Source organism: Halobacteriovorax sp. RT-1-1 (assembly GCF_047085455.1).
GTDB lineage: Bacteria > Bdellovibrionota > Bacteriovoracia > Bacteriovoracales > Bacteriovoracaceae > Halobacteriovorax_A.
In genome coordinates this window covers 1,185,045-1,203,316 of sequence record NZ_JBKIXZ010000001.1, presented here as the reverse complement: position 1 = coordinate 1,203,316, position 18,272 = coordinate 1,185,045, and the positions used below count along the sequence as shown (strand labels likewise).

General features: G+C 36.7%; 16 protein-coding genes. 11 read left to right on the top strand and 5 right to left on the bottom strand.

Annotated elements, in window-relative coordinates:
• Positions 1 to 115: 115 nt before the first annotated feature.
• The 7 genes from ACMAWV_RS06005 (at position 116) to ACMAWV_RS05975 (ending at position 8,894) form a co-directional block, all read left to right on the top strand.
• Entirely contained in the window at positions 116 to 1,018 is a 903-nt protein-coding gene (locus ACMAWV_RS06005) for a DMT family transporter (protein ID WP_103216745.1), read from the top strand.
• 77 nt (positions 1,019 to 1,095) lie between these two features.
• Positions 1,096 to 3,414 carry a fatty acid cis/trans isomerase gene (locus ACMAWV_RS06000; RefSeq protein ID WP_412469737.1) on the top strand — a complete coding sequence of 773 codons (2,319 nt, stop codon included), beginning with the start codon at positions 1,096 to 1,098 and terminating at the stop codon, positions 3,412 to 3,414.
• Between the two features lie 51 nt (positions 3,415 to 3,465).
• Complete coding sequence (locus ACMAWV_RS05995) at positions 3,466 to 4,227, top strand: glutathione S-transferase C-terminal domain-containing protein (protein WP_412469738.1); 762 nt, start codon at positions 3,466 to 3,468, stop codon at positions 4,225 to 4,227.
• Positions 4,228 to 4,293: 66 nt separating this feature from the next.
• Positions 4,294 to 4,995 (top strand): 5'-methylthioadenosine nucleosidase, encoded by a 702-nt coding sequence (locus tag ACMAWV_RS05990; RefSeq protein WP_103216742.1) that lies wholly within the window; start codon positions 4,294 to 4,296, stop codon positions 4,993 to 4,995.
• Positions 4,996 to 5,005: 10 nt separating this feature from the next.
• Positions 5,006 to 5,422, top strand: a complete 417-nt coding sequence (locus tag ACMAWV_RS05985) for a hypothetical protein (RefSeq protein ID WP_412469739.1) — start codon at positions 5,006 to 5,008, stop codon at positions 5,420 to 5,422.
• An 8-nt stretch (positions 5,423 to 5,430) separates the two neighbouring features.
• Positions 5,431 to 7,377, top strand: coding sequence for a bifunctional 2',3'-cyclic-nucleotide 2'-phosphodiesterase/3'-nucleotidase (locus ACMAWV_RS05980; RefSeq protein WP_412469740.1), 1,947 nt, complete (start codon positions 5,431 to 5,433; stop codon positions 7,375 to 7,377).
• A gap of 140 nt (positions 7,378 to 7,517) precedes the next feature.
• On the top strand, positions 7,518 to 8,894 hold the full coding sequence (locus ACMAWV_RS05975; RefSeq protein ID WP_392991334.1) for an HAD-IG family 5'-nucleotidase: 1,377 nt from the start codon (positions 7,518 to 7,520) through the stop codon (positions 8,892 to 8,894).
• On the opposite strand, the gene ACMAWV_RS05970 is transcribed toward ACMAWV_RS05975, so the two are convergent.
• Positions 8,884 to 9,852, bottom strand: a complete 969-nt coding sequence (locus ACMAWV_RS05970) for a hypothetical protein (RefSeq protein ID WP_412469741.1) — start codon at positions 9,850 to 9,852, stop codon at positions 8,884 to 8,886. The two genes, ACMAWV_RS05975 and ACMAWV_RS05970, sit on opposite strands and share 11 nt — an antisense overlap.
• 171 nt (positions 9,853 to 10,023) lie before the next feature.
• On the opposite strand from ACMAWV_RS05970, the gene ACMAWV_RS05965 reads away from it, so the two are divergent.
• Positions 10,024 to 11,145, top strand: a complete 1,122-nt coding sequence (locus tag ACMAWV_RS05965) for a saccharopine dehydrogenase (RefSeq protein WP_412469742.1) — start codon at positions 10,024 to 10,026, stop codon at positions 11,143 to 11,145.
• Here the strand turns inward: ACMAWV_RS05965 and ACMAWV_RS05960 are convergent.
• Together ACMAWV_RS05960 and ACMAWV_RS05955 are read right to left on the bottom strand one after the other, a co-directional pair.
• Entirely contained in the window at positions 11,130 to 11,951 is an 822-nt protein-coding gene (locus ACMAWV_RS05960) for a glycosyltransferase family 2 protein (protein WP_412469743.1), read from the bottom strand. The genes ACMAWV_RS05965 and ACMAWV_RS05960 overlap by 16 nt on opposite strands.
• Positions 11,941 to 12,864: an aldo/keto reductase gene (locus ACMAWV_RS05955; RefSeq protein ID WP_412469744.1), complete on the bottom strand. Its 924-nt coding sequence runs from the start codon at positions 12,862 to 12,864 to the stop codon at positions 11,941 to 11,943. Before ACMAWV_RS05955 ends, ACMAWV_RS05960 begins: the two co-directional genes overlap by 11 nt.
• Positions 12,865 to 12,938: 74 nt before the next feature.
• Here ACMAWV_RS05955 and ACMAWV_RS05950 point away from each other — a divergent pair, with 74 nt between their 5' ends.
• Both ACMAWV_RS05950 and ACMAWV_RS05945 read left to right on the top strand, forming a co-directional pair.
• Positions 12,939 to 13,973 (top strand): hypothetical protein, encoded by a 1,035-nt coding sequence (locus ACMAWV_RS05950; protein ID WP_412469745.1) that lies wholly within the window; start codon positions 12,939 to 12,941, stop codon positions 13,971 to 13,973.
• Positions 13,970 to 14,971, top strand: coding sequence for an SPL family radical SAM protein (locus ACMAWV_RS05945; protein ID WP_103216733.1), 1,002 nt, complete (start codon positions 13,970 to 13,972; stop codon positions 14,969 to 14,971). The genes ACMAWV_RS05950 and ACMAWV_RS05945 overlap by 4 nt, the downstream gene beginning before the upstream one ends.
• Here the strand turns inward: ACMAWV_RS05945 and ACMAWV_RS05940 are convergent, their stop codons facing one another.
• Entirely contained in the window at positions 14,972 to 15,928 is a 957-nt protein-coding gene (locus tag ACMAWV_RS05940; protein WP_412470792.1) for a hypothetical protein, read from the bottom strand. It abuts the gene before it with no gap.
• Positions 15,929 to 16,162: 234 nt separating this feature from the next.
• Between ACMAWV_RS05940 and rpmB the strand changes: the two genes are divergently transcribed.
• Positions 16,163 to 16,399: a 50S ribosomal protein L28 gene (gene rpmB / locus ACMAWV_RS05935; protein WP_103216731.1), complete on the top strand. Its 237-nt coding sequence runs from the start codon at positions 16,163 to 16,165 to the stop codon at positions 16,397 to 16,399.
• An 82-nt stretch (positions 16,400 to 16,481) separates the two neighbouring features.
• Here rpmB and ACMAWV_RS05930 read toward each other — a convergent pair whose 3' ends face one another.
• Positions 16,482 to 18,176 carry a S8 family serine peptidase gene (locus tag ACMAWV_RS05930; protein ID WP_103216730.1) on the bottom strand — a complete coding sequence of 565 codons (1,695 nt, stop codon included), beginning with the start codon at positions 18,174 to 18,176 and terminating at the stop codon, positions 16,482 to 16,484.
• Positions 18,177 to 18,272: the final 96 nt, after the last annotated feature.

Sequence of the window (18,272 nt, the reverse complement as noted above, 5' to 3'; positions counted from 1 at the left end):
AAATCGTCAGTAAATTTAAAAGAAAATATACCCTTGGGGCCATTTGTTGAGCTATACTCTCTTGCACACAGTGGCAAGTTAAAGAAACTCAAAAGAAACTTAAAAGAGAGTAAAAATGAACACAAGTGTCATAAGCCTAATTTTAGGAACAATATGCATCGGATTAGCACCTATTTTTGTTAAAAATCTCAGTGGTGACCTTTCTCCGAGCATGATTGGCGCTCTTCGTTGTTCAATTGCAGGTTCAATTCTTCTTATTTACCAACTTCTTATTAAGAAAAATTATATCAAGGACAAACGCTTCTATACTATGACGGCCGTCATAGGTTTCTGCTTTGCTATGGACTTATTTGTTTGGCATCGATCAGTTCACTTAATTGGTGCTGGCATGTCTACAATTTTAGGCAATACCCAAGTTTTCTACTTACTTGTTTTTGGCCTTATCCTTTATAAAGAAAAAATAACACTCAAAAAGCTACTAGTATTTCTCTTTGCTTTCTTTGGAGTATTTCTCATTCTAAAAGGCCAAGTTCAATTCTATCAGTCAGAGGAATTCTTTTGGGGAGTACTCTTTGGTCTGACAACAGGGTTGTGCTACTCACTTTATACAACTTCAATTAAGAAAACGTCCCTTATGACATTTAAGACGAAAATCACTGCACTAGAGATTATCACCTACTCTTCTCTTGTGACTGGAGCGATTCTCTTTATTACCGCTCAATTTGAGCACGGCCACAAAAGCCTAGCTCTTGAGCATCTGCCTTCTGTATTTGGGCTTGCTATTCTTTGTCAGGTCATTGGCTGGTCATTAATTAGCTATGGCCTTAAAAGTGCCCCACTTTCTGTTTCAGGACTTATTATTTTATTACAACCAGTGATTGCTAAGACTCTAAGTATATTCCTTTTTAATGAGCCATTCTCTTCACTTGAAATAATTGGAGCTGCAATTCTCTTAACATGTATTTACCTAGGAACTCACCTTTCGCGTCCAAAGAAAACGAAATCAAATGACAATTGAGGCCAATCTTTATAACATTTCATAAATAATTTTAATTAGGTATGGTTTAAATGAAGGTGATCTCTTTACTTGCTCTAGTGAGCATTTTTCTTATTAGTTGTTCAAATAATAACGAGACAGATCTCCTTGTCCCAAAGGATAAAGAAATTCACCAAGAGGCAACTAAAAAGGCCCTTAAAGAGATTGAAAATAATAGTGTTGTCTTCTCCCAACAACAAGCAAACCATTGGAATGGGAAGAAGAAAGTTGATTTCAACAAAGATATTAAACCAATATTTGATAATCGCTGTGTTGTTTGTCACAGTTGCTACGATTCACCTTGCCAACTAAAACTAACTTCCCGAGAAGCCGTTGAAAGAGGTGCCTCTAAAGATAAGGTCTATATGGGAGAGCGCTTAATCGTTGCTTCGCCAAGCCGACTTTATATCGATGCAAACTCAACTAAGCAGTGGAGAGAAAAAGGTTTTTTCTCAGTTTCACATAAAAATCTTAATAAAAACGTCATAGAGAAGATGATAAAGTTAAAAGAGGTTGTGCCTCTTCCGGAGACAAAGATTCTTCCGACAAGCTTAGACTTCAGTCTAGAAAATGATCGTTTTTGTCCAAAAGAAGACGAATTTGAAAACTACGCGAAGTCTTCTCCTTTTGGAGGTATGCCATATGGCCTTCCAGCACTAACAAATAAAGAGAGTGAGCTAATTACAACTTGGATAGCCCAAGGCTCAAACTTCAACAAAGAAGCTCCCCTTTCAAGAGAAGAACTAAAAAAAATAAAAGATTGGGAACTTTTCTTAAACAAGAAAAGTAAAAAACATCAACTTATGGCGCGCTACCTTTATGAGCACCTTTACCTAGCAAATCTATATTTTAGTGAAAAAAATGAAACGAATTTTTATAAATTAGTAAGATCTAAAACACCAACTGGAAAACCAATCAAAGTCATTGCCTCTCGAAGGCCATTTGATGATCCAAAGGTTAAGAGAGTCTACTATCGACTAGTGAAACAGAAAGAGACAATTGTCGATAAAACGCATATGCCTTACCTCTTTAATAAAGAGAGAATGAGTTGGTATAAGAAATTATTTATAACACCAAAGTATCAGGTAAAAGAACTTCCTAGCTACCGAGCCCTAGAAGCAGCAAACCCATTTTTAACTTTTAAAGATTTACCTGTTGAATCACGTTATGAGTTTCTTCTTAAAGAGTCTCAATACACGATTTCTAACTTTATAAAAGGTCCTGTTTGCCGCGGTCAAATTGCCCTTAATGTAATTCAGGATCACTTTTGGACTTTCTTTGTAAACCCTAAGCTTTATAAAAACCGCAATAATTTTCCACTTACAAATGAGCTAGAGCGCATGAGTCTTCCTGCACAGTTTGCAAATGTGGGTGGTGTTCAATGGTTCAAGTATAAAAATGAAGAAGAAAAATATCTTAAAAAGAAGTCAGAATTTATCGATCAAAACTCCTCTATCCTAAATCTAAATTCTATTTGGAATGGCGATGGAAACAATCAGAATGCAGCATTAACTATTTTTAGACATTTTGATAGTGCGACAGTTTTGAAAGGACTTGTTGGTCAAAATCCAAAAACAGCTTGGGTCATTGATTATCCACTCTTAGAAAGAATTCACTACCTCCTGGTTGCTGGCTTTGATGTATATGGGAATTTATCTCATCAACTCAACACTAGACTTTACATGGATTTTTTAAGACTTGAAGGTGAATTCAACTTTCTAACATTACTACCTTCAAAACAAAGATTGGAAGAAAGAGAACTATGGTACGAAAGAGCTTCTGATAGAGTTAAAGAACATATTGTAGGACGCTATGCTTGGATAAAGAAAGAGCCCGCAATTTCATATAAGACTAGAGACGCAAAAAGTGAACTATTTGAACTTTTAAAAAATAGACTAGCTCCTGCTTTAAATAAGAGGTTTGAAGTTAAAGATGATAATCTCAAAAGCTTAATGAATAACGAAGAGATGAAGAAGACTGCTGTAAATCTCTTTTCACAAGTATCTTTTATCTTGATTGAGGATACTAATGAAACATATACGTTAATTCACAACAATGCTCACTACAATATCTCTCACCTCTTAAAAGAAGGAAGTCAGAGAATTACTGAAGAAGATAACTTCACTGTAACAAAAGGAACTGTAGGGAGTTATCCGAATACTATTTTTAAACTTAAAAAATCTCAACTACCGAATTTTGTAAATGCAATTAAGAATACTACTTCACAGGCAGCTCATAGCAGGCTTCTTGATAAGTATGGTGTGAGAAGAAGTGATAAAAGATTTTGGCCAACACTAGATAAAATTCATGAGATAGCCTTTAAAACAAATCCTATTGAATTTGGTCTTTATGATTTAAATCGATTGGAAAATCGCTAAAGACATCAAAATTTAGTTAATTTTTTAAAGTAACTCTCCGACAGTTATGCCATGGATAAAGTATTAATTTCTTGGGCAGGAAACGATGAAGTCGAATCCTTCTCCCCGTACTGTGCAACTGTAAATAGAATTTTTTCATTTCTAAATATCGACTTTAAGTTAAAAACAGTCCATGTGAACTCTCAAATTCAGGGAGTGCCAGCTAAGATGAGCAGTCTTCCTGCTATTATTGATGGCGATAAGAAATACTTAGGCATTAGAAATTGTATCAACTACTTCAAAGACTTGCGTGGAGAATCTGAGCTTTTTCTTTTAAACAATGAAGAAGCAATGCAGGCCCAGCTCTTACAAGATTGGTGTATAAATTCATTATGGGCAAGTATCGTTTACTTCTCATACAAAGATACAAAAGGGCTTAGCGCTATGAAGAAAAAATTCGCTAAGCAGGCCAAGTATGTTCAAGATATAGATGAATCACCAGAAGATGTTATTTCGTCAGTAAAAGAAATTATAGTAAAGCGTATCTCAGAGTATGAAATCTTTCATAAAGATCAAGCATGTGCACTTGATTATTTTGAATCACAGATTACTTATATTAACGAAATACTGGGAACGAAGAATTTTATTTTTGGCAACGATATCAAGTATATCGATATATTACTCTATTGCCATCTGAATCGTATTCTCATTACTGGACTACCTCCTGCAGATCTAATTAAGCAGAAGTACCACCGTATCATCAGGTGGCTCCAACGAGTGGCCGCCCAAACACGTTCAAAAGATAATATCTACCCAACCCATCTAGAAAGTTAGCTGCAATATTTCAAATTATGCTCTTTTTCTATTAAACTTAGATAAAAGATTTTAAATGGAGACATTATGAAAAATATTGCCATCATCATGGCCATGGACTCGGAAGCAGCACCGCTTTTAGAGAAACTAGCTATCACAGATCAAGACAAAAAATTAGACCCAAATCTACCAATGAAATTATATCAATGTGAATATCACGGGCATAAGATTTCAGTTATTATAAGTGGTGAATGTAAGCACCATAAAGTGCAAAACGTAGGAACGTCTCCTGCGGTTGTCTCTACTCTTCTTGCGATCAGAGAACTTGGTGCAGAAATGATTATCAACGCGGGAACTGCCGGTGGCTTTAGAAAGCGTGGTGCAGAAGTTGGAGACGTCTACACGGCCGACACAACAGTTTTTCATGATCGCAGAATTCCTATTCCAGGATATGAAAACTACGGAATCTATAAGACAGCACATCCTATTGCTCAAGAATATGGAAAGCTTCTAAACCTAAAGACAGCAATTATTTCAACAGGAAACTCTCTTGATATGAGTGCTGAAGATGAAAAGTTAATTGAAACAAATCAAGCAGTTCTTAAAGATATGGAAGCTGGAGCTATTGCCTGGGTAGTTGATCAATTCAGTATTCCAACACTCTTTTTAAAGTCAGTTACTGACATTGTTGACGGAGAGCATCCAACAGAGGAAGAGTTCTTTGCCAATTTGAGATTAGCATCGGATAATTTAGGTAAGAAATTAATTGAGCTAATCGAAAAAATCTAAGGAGTGATTTATGAAATTACTAGCTGCTATGCTTTTTATCCTTCCAGCTTTAGCTGCACCATGTGCAGGACAAGAAGGTGAATATTGGATCAACAATGATGGAACACAAGGTGGATTCGTTGCTGATACAGCTTATGTCTCAAAGAATGTTTATATTGGTGAGAATGCACAAGTTTGTGACAAGGCCCAAGTAACAGGATTTGCAAAAATCACAGGTAATGCAATTATTTCAGACTACGCTAAAGTTTGGGGTAATGCTCACGTGTATGAGAATGCAAGAGTTTATGATGAGGCGTCAGTTTGGGATAATGCTGAAGCTTTTGGCGAAGCTCAAATTTATGGCTTTGCAGGACTTAAGGGTAACGTAAAAGTTTACGGTAAAGCTCGTATGTTTGATGCTACTTACTCTTCAGGACGTTATTACTAGGAATATATATGAGAAAAATCTTTTTATTTTCACTGTCTCTTTTTCTAATTGTAGGCTGTAAGGAACAAACACAAGTTAAACTTCGTGTAATTGAAACCACTGACCTACACGGTTACTACAAAGACTACGATTATTATAAGAACGAAGAAAGTAAAAGATTTGGACTTGTTAAAACGGCTACACTTATTAAAAAGTATGCCGCACAAGCAGATAATTATACGCTCATCGATAATGGTGATCTCCTTCAGGGGAATCCTATGGCCGACTTTGTGGCCACTCACGGAAAAGAAGGAGTTCACCCTGCTTTTAAACTCATGAATCACCTAAAGTATGACGTGGGTAATATTGGAAATCATGAATTTAATTACGGCCTAGAGTTTCTAGATGCCTCTCTTAAAGATGCAAAATTTCCTTATATCAATGCTAACGTTTACAAAGACGAAAATGGTAAGCCAGCATCGCCTTACTTTAAGCAATATGTAATTTTAGAGAAAAAAGTTAAGGACACAAAAGGTCTGCCACATAAGCTCAAAATTGGATACATTGGTTTTGTTCCGCCACAGATTATGGTCTGGGATAAGAATAATCTTGAAGGGAAAGTCGTGGCCCGCGATATTATTGAAGTCGCAAAAGAGCTTACGGCGAAAATGAAAAATGAAGGCGCTGATGTCATCATCGCAATTCCACATTCAGGAATTAGTACAGATGAATACAAGCTTTATGCAGAGGACTCAGTTTACTACCTAAGTCGCGTTCCTTATATCGATGCCATTGCCTTTGGTCACACTCATGCTCTATTTCCTTCAAAAGAATATGAAGGAATTCAAGGTATTGATGCGAAGAAAGGAACAATTAATGGAGTCGCTGCCGTTATGCCTGGGAAATGGGGATCACACGTTGGAATCATTGATTTAAAATTAAACTTTGATGGAAGTAAGTGGCATGTGATTGATGGACAATCCTCAGTCTACTCGATTTATGATAAAGAATCAGATTCAAGTGTAAAACCTGATCTTGAACTTGCAGAAATCATTGAAGATGATCACCAACGAACAATTAAGCTCGCAGGTGAAAAAGTTGGTTTCTCTAAGGAGGAATTTTATAGCTTCCTCTCACTAATCCAAGATGATGCGGCAACACAGATTGTCTCTAACGCTCAAATTGATTATGTGAAAAGAGCAATACAAGGCGATGCTAATTTAAGTGGGCTCCCAGTATTATCTGCAGTTGCACCTTTTAAAACAGGTGGCAGAAAGAATGATCCAAATGGATACACAACTGTTGAAAAGGGAAATCTGACATTGAGAAATGCAGCTGATCTCTACCTCTACCCTAATATGCTCTACGCTCTAAAGCTCACAGGAAAAGAAGTTAAATTGTGGCTAGAGTGCTCTGCGGGGATGTTTGCTCATATTGATCCAAACTACAGCAAGGACCAACCTCTTCTAAACTGGGGAAGCTTTCGTTCATACAACTTTGATATGATTGACGGTCTAACTTACGAGATCAATATCACAAAGAGAAGACACTACGATGAAAATTGTAAGGTTTTAAATAAGGATTCATTCAGAATTGAAAACTTAAAGTATCAAGGAAAGGCCGTTACTGATGAGCAAGAGTTTATTCTTGCAACAAATAGCTTTCGTGCAACCGGTGGTAAATTTCCAGGTGCAGTAAAAGCCAATGTCGTCTTTAGTGCTCCAGATAGCAATCGCCAAGTTCTAATCAACTACATTAGAAAAGAAACGAAAGAAAAAGGTTTTGTCGATGCTCGTCCAAATGAGAACTGGAAGATCAAGCCAATAGCTAATGCAGACAAACTTAAGGTTTACTTTGAAACTTCTCCATCAGATAAAGCGACAAAGTATATTAAGAAGAAGTCAAAATTTAAGCTTAACCGTATTAAAGGCCTTGATGATGAAGGCTTTGCAAAATACTATATCATTCTTAAATAGACACACCGCTCTTAAAAATCACCAAGGCGTAAGTTATTGAATTTACGCCTTAACGTATTAATAATATGACATTTAAATCAAGATTAGATAAAATCTAAGGTCCGGGGATTATATTCTCAAACGATTTAAAAGGATTTTATATGTCAGTATACGTCAATAGAACATTAAATATGAAGAAGATCAAGGCCATTGGTTTTGATATGGACTACACTCTAGTTCGCTATAAAACAGAAGCTTTCGAAAAATTTGTTTTCGAACTCGTGCTTCAAAAATTAGTAGATGTAAAAAATTATCCAAAAGAAGTAACAGATTTAAAATTCGATTTTAATCAAGTTATTCAAGGTTTAATTATCGATCGTCTTCGTGGAAATATTTTACAAACAAACCGCTACGGAAAAGTAAAGATCGCAAAGCATGGTACAAAGCCAATGGACTTTCATGATCAGAATGAAATCTATGGGAATAGTATCATTGACCTAAACTCAGAACAGTATCAATCACTAGATACAAACTTCTCAATTTCAAATGGTGCAATGTTTGCAAACCTTGTTGATCTAAAAGACCAAGGCTTAAAACTTCCTGATTACGAAACACTATCTCACGATATCAAAGAAGTTATCGATATCGCTCACTCTGACAATTCTCTTAAAGGATATGTCGAAGAGCATCTTGAAGACTTTATTATCAAAGACCCAGAAGTGGCAAAACTGCTAGAAAGGTTTAAACGCTTTGGAAAGAAGTTAATTCTTATCACAAATAGTGAATGGTCTTGGACAAAAAGACTTATGGAATACACGATTAATCCATTCTTAAAAGAGCATGAGAACTGGACAGACCTATTTGATATTTCAATCTGTCTTGCATGTAAGCCAAGATTCTTTAACGTAAGCAATATGTTTCTAGAAATTCAAACGGATACTGGACTAATGACAAATGCAGAAGGTCCTCTAGAGCAAAACAAGGTGTACCAAGGTGGATGGGCCGGAAAATTACAAAAAGATCTAGGCCTTGAAGGTGAAGAGATTCTTTACCTTGGTGACCATATCTATGGTGATGTTCTTACATTAAAGAAAACTTTCAACTGGAGAACAGCTCTTATCCTAGATCCTCTTGAAGCAGAGATTGAAGCGATTAGACAGTCAACACCAACACAAGCTCTTATCGATGCTGAAATGGAACAAAAAGAAAAGCTAGAACATGAGCTAAATAAGCTAGAGCTTTTAAAGCACGAAGATCCAGAAAAATATAATAAAGAAGATATTGGAAAGATCTTTAGCGAAATTGATAAGATCAACTCAAAAATCTCTCTGCACTTAGATGCTTATCGCCAATTCTTTAACCCACACTGGGGAGAAATGATGAGAGCAGGACTGGAGGAATCACGTTTTGCTGATCAAGTTGAAAAGTATGCATGTTTCTACATGGCAAAGATTACAGATCTTCTAGAGTACACTCCACGTACTTACTTTAGGCCAAAGAAAAGAATCTTGGCCCACGAAGATTCAACTATGCTTTAAATTTATATTGAACAAATTGTTGAAAGACACGGTAAACTTCATCACCGTATCCCCCGGCCATAACCCATGCTTGGGGGATACCTTTCGACTCTAATAATTCATTCATATACTTATCTCTTTCAAGACATTCTTCTAAACTTAGCTGAATTCCTTTAGCACTTTCCAAAATGTCTTTTTCATAAACATCTGCACCTTGAACTACAATACAAAGATCGTAATCTTCTTTGATAAAGTCCCCTACTTCTTTGAGTTTTACAAGATAGTCATCATCGGGAGTAACTGGGATATCAAGAGTGCTAGGAATATAACTTGAGTTAGTTTTATCAGGATTATCAAGTGGCCAACCATCCTTCATATGAATTGAAACACAATCAATCGACTCATCGTTGGCAACAATTTGTGCAGTTCCATCACCTTTATGAGCATCCATATCTACAACGAGACACTTACCAAGACCTTTTTCCTTTTGTAATTTTCTAATTGCGATAACGATATCGTTAAACATACAAAAGCCACCTGGCCCATCACTCTTTGCATGATGCATTCCTCCTCCTAAATGATAAGAAAAGCCCGACTCTAGAGCATTACAGGCAGCAAGGTATGTTCCTTCGCAATGAGAAAGAGCACGATTAATAAAATCACTTAAAGGTTTTACTGCAGCAGAAGGCTCGTAACGATGATAGCTTCCATCGTCATTAATAAGTTCATAAGCTTCAAGAACAAGTCCAATAGGATCAAGTTTAGTACGAGCACAAAAGTCGCGATCATGGGCAAGGGCCAAGTCACTTAAAAAGAAATGTGTTGATTTTCTTCTTTCAAGAAATGGAGAATTTTTGAATTCTTCGAGGATTTTGGTTACTCTCTCGTCTTTTAAAGGAACGCCAATACCATAGTCAGTATAACTTCCAAGGGAGTCTTCCATGTAATAGAGTCGACTTTTTTCTGGATGGTATTTCATATTCATTCCTTTATTAACGAAACTTAGCTTGCTTGATTATCCTAATATTATATAGTTATACATTAAAATGGCCTGTAAATCTTACAAATTTAAGAATGTGACAAGGCCCTTTGCTATAGTAATCTATTAGCTTTGCTATAAGTATACGATTTTTTTGGGAGATTAAATTTCATGACAAATAGGACAATCTGGCTTCGCCATGAAACAAAACCATTTGAAGAGCGTAGTGCACTTACGCCCCAAGCTGCCCTAATGCTAAAGGAGCTTGGTCATGAAGTAATTATTGAACGCTCACCTAGTCGTATTTTTAAAGATGATGAATTCGAAGCACTTGGCCTTAAGATGATGCCTACAAATTCATGGATAAACTTTGCACCGGCAAATGCTTTTATCCTTGGTTTAAAAGAATTAGATGTTCACACTTTTCCATTAACTCACAGACATATACACTTTGCTCATGTTTACAAAAATCAAACAGGTTCAAAAGAAATGCTTGATCGTTTTATTCAAGGAGATGGAAAATTATATGACCTTGAATACCTAACAGACCCTAAAGGGAGAAGAATTGCAGCATTTGGGAAGTGGGCAGGATTTGTGGGAGCGGCCCTAGGACTTAAGAACTGGATTTGCCAACAAAGAGGAAAAGACTTTAATGACTGTGGCCCATTGAACTCATATTCATCTCAGCATGAGTTAATTAATGAGATATCAAAGGAGCTGGATGAGCTTGGTTCAAGGCCGAGAGTTCTTGTCATTGGAAACCGTGGACGTTGTGGCCGAGGAGCAAAAGAGTTACTTGAGGCTGTTGGTGTTGAAATGACTGGTTGGGGAAGGGCCGATACACAAGTGGCCAGACCTATTAAGCAAATTCTCGATTACGATATTCTAGTCAATTGTACTTTAAATAAAAAACCGGCCGAGCCATTTCTCAATTTAGAAATTCTACAAAATGAAAGAAATCTTTCTGTAATTTCTGATGTTAGTTGTGATCCTACAGGTCCTTGTAACCCTCTTCCGATATATCCTGATATTACGACAATTGATATTCCAACGTTTAGAGTTCAAGAGTTAGATCAGCTTTTAGAAGTTACTGCAATTGATCACCTTCCATCTCTTCTTCCAAGAGAAAGTACTGAAGAATATGTGGAGCAATTACTTCCTCATTTAATCAATTTACTTAATGGCGATATTGAAGATTCTCCGTGGGAAAACGCACTTGAGATTTTCTATCAAAAAACGATTGAGCTAGGCCTAGAGAAAAAGTTAGTCGAAGAGCCTCAGCTATTGATGTAATTTTCAATAGCTCTTACTTCATCGTAATTTTCAAAATTTTCGTATTTTTCATAGCCCTTAATAAGGTATTGGCACTTTTTTAAACAAAGCTGAGTTAACACTTCAATTCTCTCAGTTGAAAGCTGGCGATTTTCTTTGGCCCAGGCCATGGCCTTAACTCTCCAGTAATCCATTGCAAAGAACTTGAAGGATAGTTGATCATCATGACCTGCATGCTTAATTACCAGAGGCTCATCTAAGAAGTCGATTTCATACAAAGAAGTTATCTTAAGCCATAGGTCATAATCTTCGCACACAATAAAGCTTTCATTAAAACCATTCATCTCTTCAAATAATGTTCTTTCAAGTAAAACGCTTGAAGGTGAAATGACACAATTTTTTAAAGAGCGAATAAACATATCCCCTCCGACTTTTTGATGAGCTTTTTTTTGTTTTACAACTTCACCATCTCTAAGCCAAAGCTCCCCTGTATGGCAGAGTCGATGTTTTGAGCTATCTAGTAAGCTTAATTGTTTTTCAAGCTTGTCTTCTTTCCACTCATCATCAGAGTCAAGAAATGCGATATATTTCCCTGAAGATTTTTTTACACCTAGATTTCGAGCAGCTGAAACTCCTCTATTTTCTTGAAAAAAATATTTTATGCGAGAATCCGAGTAGGACTCAACAGTTTGCTTTGAATTATCAGCTGAACCATCATCAATAACAATTAATTCAAAATCTTGAAAACTTTGTCTTAAAACAGAGTCAATTGCACGGGCCAAGAACATGGCCCGATTGTATGTGGGAATGACGACACTAACTAACACTATTAATAATATCTTCTAGTACTTCTTTCGTAACTTTCTTCTCAAGAGAGTTTAGGACTCCATCTAATTGGTCATGATCTCTAGCACCACAAAGAACAGTGCTTAGTTCATCATGAGAAAGATTAAAGTGAATTGCAAAGTCTAAACCAGTAAGTCCGTGCTTTTCTAGTGCAGGTTGCATTCTTGCAACAATATCATAGCGACTTTCTTTATCCATGGCCTTCCACCATGGTGCCCATGAGCGGCAGTCACTTTTGTCAAATTTTCGATCCTTCGTCACTCGTCCAGTTAGGATTCCTTTATCAAGAGTTCCCCAGCTCATAAAACTTAAGTCATTTTCATTTACGATTGGGAAAATATCTTTTTTAACGTCTTGTTCAAAAAAGTTAAATTGTGATTGGATCACCTCAACTCGATCGACTTGTGACGCTAATTTAAACTCTTCGGCCGTTGTATTACAAAGTCCGATATGCTTAACTTTTCCTTCATGCTTGGCCTTTGCAATAACCTCAAGAGTTTTTCTGATATCCACTCTTTCATCAGGCCAGTGAACCATATAGAGATCAATATAATCTGAATTTAGATCTCTTAGTGATTGTTCAATCATTTTTTGAGTGACAACTGGATCATTAGTCATATCCACTCGTTTATTCTCGTGCCAAGTCACACCTGACTTAGAAACAATAAAAACTTTTTCACGATTATTTTTAAATGCTTCGCCAATTCTCTTCTCACTCTCACCAAAGCCATAAATCGGTGCCGTATCAAAGATCTTCACTCCACGATCAAAGGCGTATTGTAAAAGACTAATCGAATCTTCTTTACTAATATCACCAAATCCATAACCCGCGCCCTCTCCAGAGATACTGGCGCCACCAAAAGCAAATTGTCCAAATTGATCTAATATTTTCATAAGTCATGAATATCTATTTCGCCTAAATGCGTAAAGACTTGACGCACCGACAAGATAAACGTTATTTCCTAGTTATGGATTTACTTGTATTTGCCCACCGCGGCGAAGCTCAAACATTTTTAAAAGAGATGGATTTTAAATCACATCCAGACTTTAATGACCTCTACTTATGTGCAGATAAGAGCTACGGCTTAATTCTGACTGGAGAAGGCCCACAGAACGTTCTCATGGCCCTCACATATGCTATGGGTATCCTTAAAAACCAGGCAATTCAAATAGGTCAAATCATCAATCTTGGAATATGTGCTTCATTTAATGCTGATCTTAAGCAGGGTGAGATTTTTGAAATCAGAACAATCTACGGGCAAGAGGAATTCAAAAGTTTTCAATGCCAACAAAGCTCATCTAAGCTAGATCTTATCACTGCAAATGAAAGAGTTCTTGATAGCGAATTAGCAAAATCACTTTCACACTTTGCCCCTTTGGCCGATCGCGAAGCATGGGCCATCGGTCTTGCTGCAAAAAAATTTCAAACACCACTTAGAGTTTTTAAATTGATTTCGGATCACGTCACTGATGCACCTATTTGTGAATATATAAAAGAGCATGCCCAGGATTATTCCCAAGAGCTTTACCGCTACTTTATTGAGTCTTTTACAAGTGAAGAAAAATTACAAAGTGACGATCTTGCTCTACTAAATGATGATGCATTTTACTTTACACTCTCACTTGAGCGCGAAGTAAAAAATCTCGTACAACAAATTCTTATTAAGTATGATATGAGTTTAAGTGATCTTTTAAACTTAAGCACATTTAAAGATATTCAAGCATTAGAGACAACCCCAAAGAAGAAGGCCCTCGAGCTTAGAGACTTCTTAAAAGAGAAACTCTATCCGACTCGTACTAAGATTATTAGACAACTAGATAACTTTATCAAAGGAACAGGACTTGATAAAAATGAATTATCTTATGATCCTTCTCTTGAAAAAGTTGTGCTAAACCTTAGAACTAAAATCAATTCTGAAAATGAAATCCTTGATCTACAAAAGAAGCTTTCAAAGATTGATTGGCAAAAATTCAACGCCCTTATGAATGGAGAAAAGCTTTGAAGATCGAGAAAATCTTTATCGAAGATTCAATTAAAAATTCTCTGATCTCAAATCAGCTTCCACTTAAGTTTCCAAAGGCTACAGTCCAAATAATCGAAAATTACGCTGATATTTGGGGCAGAGTTAAAAAGCCCTACTTACAAAAGAGAGATTCTCTAAATCTCTTTATTGCAAGAAAGCAAGGCCAACTTGTTAAAGAGGCTCCCAATGCCTACGGTATCTCAGGAGAGCCTCACTACTACTTTATCCACGCTTACAACTGTATCTATGAGTGCGACTACTGCTACCTTCAAGGTTATTTCAATACTCCTGACCTTGTTCTCTTTGTGAATCACGAAGAGATTATAAGTGAGATGCAAAAAATTGCTGAACAATCGGATGAGAATATGTGGTTTCACGCAGGCGAGTTTAGTGACTCTCTTGCCCTAACTCACCTAACTGGAGAGCTAGATTACTACCACAAATTTACAAAGAAAAATCCTCACTGCTACATTGAACTTAGAACCAAATCAGCAAATATAAAAGAGCTTCTAAAACTAGAGCCACTGCCAAACTTCATCACTTCTTTTTCTCTTTCGCCAAAGAATAAGATTAAGTCTCACGACCTAAAGACACCAAGTCTTGCGGCCCGCCTAAAGGCCATTAAAAGCCTTTATGAAGCAGGTCACCCCATCGGTATTCACTTTGATCCTGTGATACACAGTGAAAGTTTTGAAAGTGAATATGAAGAGCTAATTAGTGAACTAAGCAGTGTGATTCCCTTAAGTAAAGTTGAGTATATTTCCATTGGTGTTGTACGCTTTACGAAAGATGTCTATTCACAGGTCAAGAAGAACTATCCACAAACAACATACTTCCATTCAGAACTTACTAAGGGTGAAGATGGAAAGATTCGCTATCCAAGACCAATGAGAATGTGGATATTAGGAAAGATTAAAGATCTTTGTCTTAAAGCAGGTGCCTCTAAAAAAAGTACCTATCTTTGCATGGAAGAGTAATTAATCATTTAGATATTCAGGATAACTAATATATAGAATTTCAATTACAGACGAAGAAAAGCCTCGTTGTCTTTCGCGGTAATTACGATAGATCTCTCCAGGATTAACAACCTTTGCCTTCTTATCTGAATCTTTCATTATCCCAACTTGCGTCGCGGCCATCTCATCATAAATCGACTCAAGTTCAGAAAAGTATTCGTCATTCTTGCTTGATAAACTTCCAAGGGCCTTTAATAGAGTAAGTGACATTAAGATATTATCTTGTAAGCTATCACTTTCAAGACTTACAACTAATTTATTAACCATACTGCCCACAATCTCGGCCCTTTGGTTGTCAGTAATTTTACCTTCACTAGACATTTCAATTAGTGTTTCAAATAGAACTGTAATATTTGATTGGCGACAAACAAGTGGAGCGCGCATAATCTTTGCCATATCATCTTCACTTATCTCATCAACACTATCCAAAGCCTCTTGAGCAAGTTCAGGAAAGCGTTTTGCAATAGCTCTACCTTCGATATTTATTAATAAATCCATCGCACGATTAAGGAGACTCAAAACATTGCCGTCTTCTTTTGCGTAAAAGCCAGAATTTGGATCTATGATTTGAGCAGGAGGCATATAATCATTATAAGTCTGTTCACAATCAATATTGGCCTTTCTAAGCTCTTCTATTGAACCACTCAGCTCAGAGAAAACACCATTGTCCATACCGAGCCCAACCAACGCAACGACCTCATCGTCAGATCTTTTATAATCACTCTTTTCATGAAATTGCTTTCGCGGGACAAACTTTTTCTTTGGTAATTCACGGTTAGTGAAGGCCACCGGAGCATTCTGTGAATACTGCTCTCTTAGGGCCTCAGGATGGTATTCGTCATTGTAGTAAGTATAGAAATAGTAACCGAGGGCCATTAAGACCAAGACTGACAAAAACAATAATATTCGTTTTTTCAAATCTCTTTCCTCGAAAAAAGTTCTAACTATCTAGAATTACATTTAATAATAATTATATGATAACGATATTTCGCTGCTATGTCCAAACAACTTTGATTTTTTGCAGTAAAAACCATGGGATATTACGCAATTTGTACAAAAGTAGTTGCACTTTTACGACGTTATGTTTATATTCTACAACCTAATAACCCATATATTAATGTAGAGTTTATATAAATAAATAAGGATGAAGTGATGGCACGTACATGTGATTTAACTGGAAAAAGAAGACTTGTTGGTAACAAAGTTTCTCACGCTAAAAATAGAACAAAAATGACTCAAAAACCAAACCTACAAACGAAGAGAGTTTTTGATCCTGTAACTGGTGAAACAATTAAGCTTAAGCTTTCAACTAGAGCAATTAGAACTCTAGATAAAGTTGGTTCACTTTCTAAGTTCCTAAAGAAGTACAAGCACCTTTGGAACGCTTAATTAGATTTAACTTAAAAGTTATATAGATAAAGAAAAGGCCAGCATTAGCTGGCCTTTTTATTTGTGTGAATTTTAAAAATTCTTAGTATTGAACATCTACTTGATCAATAACAAATCCCCACTTCTGAACTGAACGGTCAGACTTGAAGATAAGCTTTAAAGTATCACCTTCAGCGAAGAAAGAAGTATAGTTCTCACCTGCTCCAGTAATTTTCTCAACTAGAACACCTCTTGCATCTCTAACTTCAATAAAGTCATAACGATTCTCAAGATCAAATTTACGAACTCTAACTCTCATAAACTTTGCACCTTCAACTGTGTAAGTTGTTTCAAGAGTTTGGTTTTCAGTATATGGATGTTCTGATTCAAAAGATGCAACATCTACAGTTTGCCAATCTTCTGGATTTGGTTCATTTCTTTCAGGAATAGTATCTGTAAGAAGATTGTAAGCATTGATACGTCCAGCGTTGATTGTCTTACCTCTAAGAGCAGCAACAGGATCAGAAGTTACCATAACTTTATTTCTTACTTGTAGTGGAGTTAGTCCTTTATTTTCTGAAAGGAAAAGTCCGATTACACCTGAAACGTGTGGAGTTGCCATTGAAGTTCCTGAGTAAGAAGCATATTTACCGTTGATAACAGTTGATAGAATCTCGTGTCCTGGAGCACCGATGTGTACAGTTGAGCGTCCATAACAAGAAAAGCTTGCTAGTTCATCAGCAGCAGTTGTAGCTGCAACAGAAATTACGTTATCAACATTGTAGTTTGATGGGTAGTGTGGACGTGAATCATTATCTGTAGAAGAGTTACCAGCAGCAGCTGTGAATACGATACCTGCAGCATTTGCTCTTTCAATTGCTTCTTTAAGAGCTTCTGAGCGGCCACCGCCTCCCCAAGAGTTAGACATAATATCAACACCGATTTTTGTTGCATAATCAATCGACTTGATTGCCGCTTCAGTTGAACCTGAACCGCTATCTGTTAGGAATTTAATCCCAACAAATTGAACATCTCTCATTACACCAGCAACACCAATTGCGTTATGTGAAGCACCGATTGTACCAGCACAGTGTGTTCCGTGAGAGTGTCCGTCCATTGGATCACCATCGTTATTTGCGAAGTCGTATCCGTGAACATCATCAATATATCCGTTTCCATCATCATCAATTCCGTTACCTGGAATCTCACCTTCGTTTGTCCACATTTGATCTTTTAGATCTGGGTGGTTGTAATCAATCCCTGTATCGATAACTGCGATTTTAATTGCACGATCACCTTGAGTGATTTCCCAAGCTCTTAGTGCATCAACGTCAGCACCTTCTACACCTGAAACACCTCTTGGAGCATTAGAACCTGTATTTTTTAGACCCCAAAGTTGTCCAAATTTTTCATCTGCTGGCGTGTAGTAAACACCTTCATCTGAAGTTGTGTTATAGCTTAAGATTTCTTCTAATACATTTGTGTTTACGATTGGCTTAACGATTTTGTAGATAAAGTTTGGCTCTGCATATTCTACTTCTGCTCTTTCATTCATCTGCTTTGCAATTGAATCAATTGATACAAGAGACTCGTTAAATTTAACAACATAAAGATCCCCTGACGTAAGCTCGATACGACGGTCAAGTGAACTTCCATGTAATGATTGTCCAAAGAAACTTTCAACTGAAACATCTTTCTTTAGCTTAACAATTAGTTCACCTGGAACGTAATCAGCAGCTAGTGGAGAAAGTGCCATCGCTGAAACAACAGCTGGTGCTAAAAATGCGTTTAATCTCATTAGATCCTCCTAATCTTTTTATCTCCCTTCCATGGGAGACCCTATGCTAAGACTTTTAAATAATTGTCTATCAAGTAGTTTAGCACCCTTTCAGAG